This is a genomic window from Streptomyces sp. NPDC003327, assembly GCF_053589515.1.
In genome coordinates, this window is sequence record NZ_JBSFSA010000090.1 from 1 (window position 1) to 3777 (window position 3777).

The 3777-nt window shown below is 76.6% G+C and carries 3 protein-coding genes; all 3 read right to left on the minus strand.

Annotated elements, in window-relative coordinates; translation table 11 throughout:
- Positions 1 to 91 precede the first annotated feature (91 nt).
- Positions 92 to 1183, minus strand: coding sequence for a Zn-dependent alcohol dehydrogenase (locus tag ACWDVG_RS31455; RefSeq protein WP_451704322.1), 1092 nt, complete (start codon positions 1181 to 1183; stop codon positions 92 to 94).
- Positions 1184 to 1341: 158 nt separating this feature from the next.
- On the minus strand, positions 1342 to 2733 hold the full coding sequence (locus tag ACWDVG_RS31460) for an aldehyde dehydrogenase family protein (protein WP_451704324.1): 1392 nt from the start codon (positions 2731 to 2733) through the stop codon (positions 1342 to 1344).
- Between the two features lie 375 nt (positions 2734 to 3108).
- Positions 3109 to 3777, minus strand: a 669-nt coding sequence (locus ACWDVG_RS31465; protein ID WP_451704326.1) for a class F sortase, incomplete at its 5' end; no start/stop codon positions are given.

The following is a 3777-nucleotide window of genomic DNA, read 5'->3' on the forward strand; positions in this document are numbered from 1 at the left end:
AAAACACACCCCCCCCCACCCCCCCCCCCCCCCCACCCCCCCCCCCCCCCCCCCGCCCCCCCCGCCCCCCCCCCGGCCGGCCGGTCCTCCGTCAGGACGGAAAGACCACCAGGGCGCGGCCGCCCTTCCCCGCCAGCATGTTGTCGAAGGCGCCGGGGATGCCCTCCAGGGTGATCCGCTCGGTGACCAGCGACGCCAGGTCGAACCGTCCGGCGCGGATGTGCTCGGCGAGGACGGGCAGGTCCGCGGCCGGGTCGGAGTTCCCGTAGACGCAGCCGGCCAGGGTGCGGCCCCAGTGGAAGATCTCCAGGGCGTGGAAGGTGACCTGCTGGTCCTTGCCGCCGATGCCGACGACCGTGGTGCGGCCGCCGCGCCGGGTGGACTCCCAGGCGGTACGGATGGTGGCGGCCCGGCCGACGCACTCCACGGCCACGTCGACGCCCTGGCCGCCGGTCAGTCCCCGGATCGCGCGGGCGGTGGTCTCCGACGCCACCACGTACTCCGTCGCCCCGGCCGCCCTGGCCAGGGCCTCCTTCTCCGGCGAGACGTCCACGGCGACGATCGTCGAGGCCCCGGCGATCCGGGCGGCCTGGAGCGTGGCGAGGCCCACGCCGCCGACACCGAAGACCGCGACGGTCTCGCCCTCCCGGACCCGGGCGGAGTGGTGGACCGCGCCCCAGCCGGTGAGGACGGCGCAGCCGAGCAGGGCGGCGTCGGTGAGCGGCACCCCCTCCGGGGCGGGCAGCACGCAGGAGGCGGCGACGACCGTCTCCTCGGCGAAGGCGGCGACGTTGAGCCCCGGGTGGAGCGCGGTGCCGTCCTCGGTGCGGGCGTACACGTCGGCCGCACCGGCCAGGGCGTTGACGCAGAGCCAGACCTCGCCGAGCGAGCACGGATGGCACGCGCCGCAGGACGGCGCCCAGTTGAGGACCACGGCGTCACCAGGGGCGATGTGCGTCACGCCCTCGCCGACGGAGACGACGGTGCCCGCCCCCTCGTGGCCGAGGACCGCCGGGACGGGCAGGCGCATCGTGCCGTTGGCGATGGAGAGGTCGGAGTGGCAGACCCCGGCGGCGGCGAGGCGGACGCGTACCTGGCCGGGGCCGGGCTCGGGCAGCTCGATGCCGGTGATCTCCAGGGGAGAGCCGACGGCGGGCAGGACGGCGGCGCGGATCGTGGTCACGAGCGGTGCTCCTCGGGACTGGGAACGGTACGGAGGGTCGTACGGGCGGAACCGCCGCTCCCCCGGGCGGGGCGGGCGCGGCGGTTCGCGGCACGGGCGCGGCGGTTCGCCGGTCGACGGTCGACGGTCGACGGTCGACGGTCGACGGGACCGTGCCCTCAGAACTGGAGGGACTTGGTCTGGAGGTACTCGGCCAGGCCGTGCGTGCCGAGCTCCCGGCCCACGCCCGACTGCTTGTAACCGCCGAAGGGGGCCAGCGGGTTGAAGCGGCCGCCGTTGATGTCGACCTGGCCGGTGTCCATCCTGCGGGCGAAGGCCACGGCCTCCTCCTGCTCGCCCCAGACGGCGCCGGAGAGCCCGTACTCGGTGCCGTTGGCGATGGCCAGGGCCTCGTCCTCGTCCTCGTACCGGAGGATCGAGACCACCGGCCCGAAGATCTCCTCCTGGGCGATCGTCATCTCCGGGGTGACGTCGGCGAAGACGGTCGGGGCGACGTAGTAGCCGGTCTCGCGCGGGGCCTCGGGGCCGCCGGCGACGAGCCGGGCGCCCTCCTCGACGCCCTTCTCGATGTAGCCGCGGACGCGCTCCCGCTGCTTGGCGTTGACGAGCGGGCCGAGCCGGTCGCCGGGGACGTACTTGGCGGCGGCCTCGGCGGCGAGCGCCACCGCCTCCTCGTACCGGTCGGCGGGGACGAGCATGCGGGTCCAGGCGCTGCACGTCTGGCCGGAGTTGGACATGACGTTGGCGATGCCGACGGCGACGGCCCTGGGCAGGTCCGCGCTCGGCAGGATCACGTTGGCGGACTTGCCGCCCAGTTCGAGGGCGACCCGCTTGACGGCGCCGCCCGCGAGCGCGCCGATGCGGCGGCCGACGGCGGTGGAGCCGGTGAAGGAGACGAGGTCCACGTCCGGGTGCTCGGCGAGCGCCTGGCCGGCGACCGGGCCGAGCCCGGTGACCAGGTTGAAGACACCGGCGGGGAGCCCCGCCTCGTGCACGGCCTCGGCGAAGAGCTGGGCGGTGAGCGGGGTGTCCTCGGCGGGCTTGAGGACGGTCGTGCAGCCGGCGGCGAGGGCCGGGGCGACCTTGGCGACGATCTGGTGGAGCGGGTAGTTCCACGGGGTGATCGCGGCGACGACGCCGACCGGCTCGGCGTAGACGGTGGAGTTGCCGACTTTCTCCTCGAAGGGGTGGGTGGCGGCCAGTTCGGCGTAGGTGCCGGCGACGGCGATCGGCAGGCCCGCGTGGACGGCGGCGGCGAGCTTGGGCGGGGCGCCGAGCTCCGCCGTGACGGTGGCGGCGATCTCCTCGGCGCGGGCGGCGAGCGCGTCGCGCAGGGCGGCGATGCGGGCGGCGCGTTCGGCGGGCGGGGTGGCGGCCCAGCCGGGGAGCGCGGCGCGAGCGGCGCGGACGGCGGCGTCGACGTCCTCGGCCGTGCCGGCCGGGACGTGTCCGACGACCTGCTCGTCGGCGGGGTTGATCACGGGAATCGTCTCGGCGGTGGCGGCGGGCCGCCACTCCCCGCCGATGTACATCGCGTCGTGGGCCTTCATCCGCTTCCCTCTCCCTCATCCCTCACCGGACGGACGGCGGCGCGCTCGCGGCACCGTCGCCCCAAACTAGCGCTGTTAGTTTTTCGGCGCCAGGGATACGGGGAGTGCCCCGGGTCACTCCGCGTCGGCCACGCGTGGGGGCGGGGCCGCCGGCTCCCCGTACGGGCCCGATCGTGCCCCCGCGGGCCGCCCCCTGTCCACGGCCGGTCCCGGCCATCTCGGGCACCCCGTACGCGCGGGCACCCCGGCCACCTCGGGCACCCCGAACGCGCGGGCACCCCGGGCGCGGGCACGAGGAAGCCGACGGACGCGGCTGGGGTCCGTCGGCTCGGGGTCGTCGCGGGTCGCGCGAGTGGTCTCACCGGGTCCGGCCGGTCACAACGCCTCGGCGATGTCGGTGAGGTGGGCGAAGACGACGATGTTCGCCTCGTAACCCGTCTTCGGGTCGAAGGTGCCGCCGCAGGTGAGCAGCCGCAACTCGGCCCGCCCGGTGGCGCCGTACACCTCCTTGTCGGGGAAGTCCTCCTTGGCGTACGTACGGACGCGGTCGACGGTGAAGACGGCGACGCGGCCGTCGGCGCGGGCCACCCGGACGGTGTTGCCCGCGCTGAGCGAGTTGAGGTTGAGGAAGACGGCCGGCCCGGTGCGGGTGTCGCGGTGGCCGACGACGACGGCGGTGCCGCGCTCGCCCGGGGTCGGACCGCCGTCGTACCAGCCGACGACCCGGGGGTTGTCGACGGGCGGGGTCGCGAGTCTGCCCTCGGCGTCGAGGCCGAGGCGCGCGACCGGGGCCTCGACGGTGATGGCGGGAACGGCGACCGTGGTGGGCCGTGACGGGGCGAGCGGCGCGGGAGGCGGGGCCGGCCGCGCCGGGGGCTGGGCCCTCGGCGCGGTCCGGGGCTTCGCCTTGTGGTCGGCCGCCGCGCGGGGCGCCCCGGCGGCCGGAGCCCCCGGGGCCGGGGCGGGGCGGCCCGGCTCCGGGGCGGGGGGTTCGGGGCGGGCCCCCGGCCTGCGGCCCGGGGCCTCCCCCGGCCCCCCGCGCCC